The 6,435-nt window shown below is 66.3% G+C and carries 6 protein-coding genes and 1 riboswitch; all 6 genes read right to left on the bottom strand.

The features are described 5' to 3' along the window. Positions 1-49 precede the first annotated feature (49 nt). The 6 genes from AB5Y50_RS07475 to AB5Y50_RS07450 all read right to left on the bottom strand — a co-directional run bounded on the left by AB5Y50_RS07475 (position 50) and on the right by AB5Y50_RS07450 (position 6,411). A complete protein-coding gene (locus AB5Y50_RS07475; RefSeq protein WP_049637281.1) occupies positions 50-817 on the bottom strand; it encodes a thiazole synthase in 768 nt (255 codons plus the stop codon). Between the two features lie 85 nt (positions 818-902). Beyond that, positions 903-1,103, bottom strand: coding sequence for a sulfur carrier protein ThiS (gene thiS, locus AB5Y50_RS07470; RefSeq protein WP_039040452.1), 201 nt, complete (start codon positions 1,101-1,103; stop codon positions 903-905). Between the two features lie 2 nt (positions 1,104-1,105). Next, a complete protein-coding gene (locus tag AB5Y50_RS07465) occupies positions 1,106-1,885 on the bottom strand; it encodes a HesA/MoeB/ThiF family protein (RefSeq protein ID WP_049637282.1) in 780 nt (259 codons plus the stop codon). Beyond that, on the bottom strand, positions 1,875-3,482 hold the full coding sequence (gene thiE / locus AB5Y50_RS07460) for a thiamine phosphate synthase (RefSeq protein ID WP_049637283.1): 1,608 nt from the start codon (positions 3,480-3,482) through the stop codon (positions 1,875-1,877). Before thiE ends, AB5Y50_RS07465 begins: the two co-directional genes overlap by 11 nt. Next, positions 3,479-5,470 carry a phosphomethylpyrimidine synthase ThiC gene (gene thiC / locus AB5Y50_RS07455; protein ID WP_049637284.1) on the bottom strand — a complete coding sequence of 664 codons (1,992 nt, stop codon included), beginning with the start codon at positions 5,468-5,470 and terminating at the stop codon, positions 3,479-3,481. The genes thiE and thiC overlap by 4 nt, the downstream gene beginning before the upstream one ends. A gap of 276 nt (positions 5,471-5,746) precedes the next feature. After that, a riboswitch (TPP riboswitch) is annotated at positions 5,747-5,860 on the bottom strand. Between the two features lie 62 nt (positions 5,861-5,922). After that, complete coding sequence (locus AB5Y50_RS07450; RefSeq protein ID WP_049637285.1) at positions 5,923-6,411, bottom strand: hypothetical protein; 489 nt, start codon at positions 6,409-6,411, stop codon at positions 5,923-5,925. Positions 6,412-6,435: the final 24 nt, after the last annotated feature.

The following is a 6,435-nucleotide window of genomic DNA, read 5'->3' as shown; positions in this document are numbered from 1 at the left end:
CCCTCCCCTGGCAAGGGGAGGGTCGGGGTGGGGTCATTGGCATGCTGACTCATAACGCCCCCAGAAAATCGGTGAGCGGGCTGGAGGCTTGGGCCTGCAGGGCGCGGGCGCCGAGACCTGCTTCATAGGCGCTGCGCCCGGCAGTGCAGGCCAGCGCAAAGGCGCGGCCCATGGCGACCGGGTCGCCGCTCACCGCGATGGCGGTGTTGACCAGCACGGCATCGGCCCCCAGCTCAAAGGCGGCGGCCGCATGGCTCGGCGCACCTATGCCCGCATCCACCACCACGGGCACATTGGCTTGCTCGACGATGATGGAGAGAAACTCCCGGGTCACCAGCCCCTGATTGGAGCCGATGGGGGCGCCCAGCGGCATCACGGCAGCGCAACCCACCTCTTCGAGCCGCTTGCACAGCACGGGGTCGGCACCGCAGTAGGGCAGCACCACAAAGCCCTCTTTCACCAGCAGCTCGGCGGCTTTCAACGTCTCGATGGGATCGGGCAGGAGGTAACGCGGGTCGGGGTGGATCTCGAGCTTGAGCCAGTTCGTCCCCAGCGCCTCGCGGGCCAGGTGGGCGGCAAATACCGCCTCAGCAGCGGTCTTGGCCCCCGAGGTGTTGGGCAACAACTTGACCCCGAGTTTCAGGAGCGGGCTCAGGATATCGTCGTGGTCCTTGCCCGGTTCGAGCCGCTTGATGGCCATGGTGACCAGTTGGGAGCCGCTCGCCTCGATGGCGGCGGCCATCAGTTCCGGGCGGGCAAACTTGCCGGTGCCGGTGAAGAGGTGCGAAGAGAAGGTGTGATCGGCAATCTTGAGCATGTCAGCCTCCGGCCACTGCGATAAGAAGAGATGAGGCCCCGCCGCAAGGCAGAACACGCGAAGATGGGACTGCGAGCATCATGGGTCAGCCTCCGGCAATGGCGGTGAAGAGGTGGAGTTCGTCCCCGTCATTGAGACGGGTCTCGGCCCAGCGGCCACGGGGCAGCACGGCGCCGTTAAGGGCCACCGCTACCCCCTGAGGGGGAATCTCCTGCACCGCCAGCAGCTCAGTCAGGCGCTGGCCGGTGGGCAGCGTCAGCTCGATATCGTTCAATCGGATCTTCATGGTTAATTCTCCTGAGCCGGGTGGGTGCTGCCGCAAACCGGGCAATCGGGGTCGGGAGCCAGCGTGAGGGTCTGCCACTGATGGGTCAACGCATCGAAGCGGCGCAGAGTGCCCGCGACCGGGCTTGGCATTCCGAGCAGCAGTTTCAGTGCCTCCAGCGCCTGCAAAGAGCCCATCACCCCGACCAGCGGGCCGGTGACGCCGCTGGTCTCGCAGCTTTCCCTGATCTCGGTATCCAGCGGATAGAGGCAGGCGTAGCAGGCGTGATCGCTGCTGGTGCGCACCATCAGCTGCCCCTGCCAGCCCACTGCGGCGGCACAGACCCAGGGCTTGCCCTGGGCCACGCAGGCGGCGTTGATGGCCTGGCGGGTGGCGAGGTTGTCGCAGCAGTCGATCACCAGATCCACCTCGGTCACAAACTCCGGCAGGCTGGCGGCATCGAGCCGCTGGTTGATGGCAATCAGCTCCACCAGCGGGTTGTGGGCCGCCAAGCGCTCGCGGGCCAGCTCCGCCTTGGAGTGGTTGACCGCCTCGCTATCGAACAGGATCTGGCGCGGCAGGTTGCTGGAATCCACCGTGTCGCCATCGGCCAGCCAGAGGGTGCCTACCCCGGCCCCGGCGAGATAGAGGGCGAGCGGCGAGCCGAGCCCGCCGAGGCCCACGATCAGCACGGATTTATCTTTCAGCCGCGCCTGACCTGCTTCCCCCACTTCCGCCAGCATCAGCTGGCGGCCGTAGCGCAGGTACTCTTTGTCACTAAGAGAAGCGGCATCAGAGCGCATGTTCTGCCTCCCGTATCACGCAGGCCGAGCGCGGTTCATCCCCCGCCCCCACGGCAGCGAGCAGCCGCTCGGTCGCTCCCAGCCAGTCATCGCTCGCCGTGATGGCCGAGACCAGCGCAATGCTGCCGACCCCGCTTGCCTTGACCGCCGCCACCCGCTCCTCGCTGATGCCACCGATGGCCACCGTCGGCCAGTCGCCCATCAGGGCGCGGTAGTGGTGCAGCCGCGCCAGCCCCTGGGGGCGCGAAGGCATCGCTTTGGTGTTGGTCGGGAAGATATGGCCCAGCGCGATATAGGAGGGGGCAAGCTCGCGGGCCCGCATCAGCTCGAAGTAGCCGTGGGTGGAGATGCCAAGACGCAGCCCCGCCGCCTGAATGGCGGCGAGATCGGCGGTCTCCATATCCTCCTGCCCCAGATGCACGCCCCAGGCACCCGCCTCGATGGCCTGCTGCCAGTAGTCGTTGATAAAGAGCCGCGCCCCATGGCGGCGACCGAGCGCGACCGCATCGCGAATGGCCGGCGCCACCTCTGTGGCGGGCAGATTCTTGATCCGCAGCTGGATGGTCTTGACCCCGGCCCCCAGCAGGCGTTTGAGCCACTTGACCGAGTCCACCACCGGATAGAGGCCGAGGTGGTGTTCGGTCGGCGCAAAGGGGCCCTGCGGCAGACGGGCGCTGCTCGCTTCATACAATCCAAAGCGGCGATCGAGCGGTGAGCCTGCCAGCACGGCACGGGGGAAGTGGGCCAGATCGGCAGGCCAGCCGAGATGGGCGATGGGCCCCGGGCCTGCCCCCACCCCTTGCGCCGCCGCCAAGCCCTGTTGCAAGTAGGCGCGCGCCAGGGTGATGGCGTCCTCCACCGGATAGTCCTGCGCCACCACGGCGGCGATGGCGCTGGCGTAAGCGCAACCGGTGCCGTGACCGTGGCGGGTATCGAGGCGCGGCGCGGCGAGCCAGAATTCGCGGCTCCCATCCTGGTAGTAATCGAGGCAGAGATCCCCGCCCCATTCAAGGTGGCCCCCCTTGACCAGCACGGCGCGGGCGCCGAGTTCGCGCAGCCGCCGGGCGGCGAGGCGCACCAGCTCGGGACTGGTGGCGGGCAGGCCGGTCAGGGCTTCCAGCTCGGGACCGTTGGGGGTGATGAGCGACAGACGTGGCAGCAGGTGCTCGCGCACCGCCACCAGCATGCCGGGCTCCGCCATGGGGGTACCGGTGCTGGCGATGGCCACCGGATCGTAGACCACAAAGGGGGCGCCTATCGTATCGAGCCGCCGCGCCAGCACCTCCACATGCAGCCGGGTCGGCAGCAAGCCGATCTTGATGGCGGCGGGTGGCAGATCCAGCCCCAGGGCATCGATCTGGGCGGCGAAGGTCTGCATCAGCACGGGGTCGACCATCTTCACCGCCACCGAGTTCTGGGCCGTGATGGCGGAGATGACGGAGCAGCCGTGCACGCCGAGGTCATGCATCGTGTGCAAGTCGGCCTGAATGCCGGCCCCGCCGCCGGAGTCGGACCCGGCGATGGTCCAGACCACGGGGCGGGCCTGCGTCACGGCGGACAGGTCGGCGGGGCTGACAGCCCCGCGCTCGCTGCTCACGCCTCCTCCCCTGCGGCCTGCTTCAGGGTCGCCGCCTGATGGTAGATCTCGCCGCCGGTCTCCTTGAAGGTTTCTGCCATGCGGGCCATGCCGCTCTCCACCTCGGCCACCACCCGCTCCTGCTGACCGTCCATGCCGACCAGCTTGATCTCCACGGCTTCCAATTTCGCCGCATAATCGCGCACGTCCTGGGTGATCTTCATGGAGCAGAACTTGGGCCCGCACATGGAGCAGAAGTGTGCCACTTTGCCGGACTCCTGAGGCAGGGTCTCGTCGTGGTAGGCGCGGGCGGTGTCGGGGTCGAGGGCCAGGTTGAATTGATCCTCCCAGCGGAACTCGAAGCGCGCCTTGGACATGGCGTTGTCGCGGATCTGGGCGCCCGGGTGGCCCTTGGCAAGGTCAGCCGCGTGGGCGGCGATCTTGTAGGTAATGAGCCCCTGCTTCACGTCCTCCTTGTTGGGCAGGCCCAGGTGCTCCTTGGGAGTCACGTAGCAGAGCATGGCGCAGCCGTACCAGCCGATGAGCGCGGCGCCGATGCCGGAGGTGAAGTGATCGTACCCCGGGGCAATGTCGGTGGTGAGCGGGCCCAGGGTATAGAAGGGCGCCTCGTGGCAGTGCTCGAGCTGCTCGGTCATGTTGCGCTCGATCATGTGCATGGGCACGTGGCCGGGGCCCTCGATCATCACCTGCACGTCGTATTCCCAGGCAATTTTGGTGAGCTCGCCCAGGGTGCGCAGCTCGGCGAACTGGGCCTCGTCGTTGGCGTCATAGACGGAGCCCGGACGCAGACCGTCCCCCAGCGACAGACTGACGTCGTAGGCGGCGCAGATCTCGCAGATCTCGCGGAAGTGCTCGTAGAGGAAGTTCTCCTTGTGGTGCGACAGGCACCACTTGGCCATGATGCTGCCACCACGGGAGACGATGCCGGTGAGGCGCTTGGCGGTCATGGGCACGAAGCGCAGCAAGACGCCGGCGTGGATGGTGAAGTAGTCCACCCCCTGCTCGGCCTGCTCCAGCAGGGTGTCGCGGAACAGCTCCCAGGTGAGGTCTTCGGCGATGCCGTTGGTCTTCTCCAGCGCCTGATAGATGGGCACGGTACCGATGGGCACCGGGCTGTTGCGCAGGATCCACTCGCGGGTCTCGTGGATGTAGCGGCCGGTGGAGAGATCCATCACGGTATCGGCGCCCCAGCGGGTGGACCACACCAGCTTCTCCACTTCCTCTTCGATGCTGGAAGTGACCGCCGAGTTGCCGATGTTGGCGTTGATCTTCACCAGGAAGTTGCGGCCGATGATCATGGGCTCCGCTTCCGGGTGGTTGATGTTGCTGGGGATGATGGCGCGACCGGCGGCCACCTCATCGCGCACGAACTCGGGGGTGATGTTCTGGGGCAGTCTGGCGCCAAAGCCCTGACCCGGGTGCTGGGTGCGCAGGAGCTCGGAGCGCACCCGCTCGCGGCCCATGTTCTCGCGAATGGCGATAAATTCCATCTCGGGGGTGACGATGCCTTGGCGGGCATAGTGCAGCTGGGTGACCCGGCGGCCCGGCTTGGCGCGGCGGGCGCTCGGCAAATGTTCGAAACGCAGGTGATCCAGCCCCTCGTCCGCCAGCCGCTCCTGAGTGAAGGTGGAGCTCAGCCCGTCCAGCGCGTCGGTGTCAGCACGCTCCAGCACCCAATTCTCCCGCAGGCGCGGCAGACCGCGGCGCACGTCGATGGGGGCGGCCTCTTCCCCATAGGGGCCCGAGGTATCGTAAACCGGCACCGGCTCGTTGGGCTCGAACTGGGGAGCGTCCTTGGTGCCGCCGACGAAGGTGTCGGCCAGCTGGATTTCCCGCAAAGGCACCCGGATGTCAGGGCGAGAACCCTGGATAAAGATGCGGCGGGAGTTGGGGTGAGCCATCCCCTTGAGGTTGTCGATAAAGGTCTGGGCGCTGGAGCGCTGCTCGCGGCGGCTGGATTTGGTGGTATCAGAAACATTGGTAGACATAGCAAAACTCACATTAACTGGTTGAAGTTATGGGTGTTTGCTTGTCTGGAGTTCGAGGAGAAGATGAACTTGCGGCGGGGTGTGCTCGGGGGAGTGAGCCGGGCATGGATCTTCCCTGCTCTGCCGTCCCGGTGTTTCCCTAGTCTGGAAACCCGGCGCCCTAAGGACAACCGGACGGGACAACTTCCCCCTGTGCGCCTGTAGCCATCGCGGGCGAAACCCTTGATGGGTGGGGCCCTGCTCCTGATGAGCGAGGGTTTGCCCCGGCGCGGTAACCCGCAAGTTACCCTTGTTTCCCTTCGCAGGTCTTAACCTGATCAGGTTCCACGGATCCCGAATTAACGGTCTCAGCTTAGCGTCGTTCGACGGTCAGCACTCCGACAAGATGTGCGCCAGTATAAGTGGGGAAATTTAAAGTACAAGCCATTAACAAGGGGAAAGGGAGAGAGGTCTCATTCTTCGGCGTCGAGGGGATCCTCGGGGTCAGGAATGAGGATATCGGTGAGGCGGCCCTCTTCATCCCGGCTCAGCACCAGGCGGCGACCCGGTTGCAGATCGGCGGTGCTGCCGTTGATCCAGCGAGTGTCAGCATCAAACACCAGCGCACCGAGATCCTGTAGCAGCAATGCCTGCTGATTATGGGTGAGCAGTCGATCCTCCGCCCGCCGCCAACTGGCCCCGAGCGCCGGATCCGGCGCCCCGTCGAGCACCCGGATCGTCTCGGCGACGCCGTAGCGGCTCTGGATCGCGAGGTGCATGCCGGGCACTAGCCCGTCCGGCTGCGCCACGCCGTGCAGTTCGGCACTGCCGAGCTCCAGCTCAGCCCCCTGGAATTGCAGGCGCACCCCGTCGTTGTGCTCCAGCTCCACCAGCCAGAGCTCGGCGTCGTCGGCAAGGGTGCAGAAGGGCAACAGCAGCAGGCAGAGTGCGGTTCGGGTCATGGCAGACGGTCCGGGGTCACGGGG

This window comes from Aeromonas sp. s6 (assembly GCF_040907815.1).
Taxonomy (GTDB): Bacteria; Pseudomonadota; Gammaproteobacteria; order Enterobacterales; family Aeromonadaceae; genus Aeromonas; species Aeromonas caviae.
Note: the sequence above shows the minus strand (reverse complement) of the source record. Positions and strands in the feature narration are given on the sequence as shown.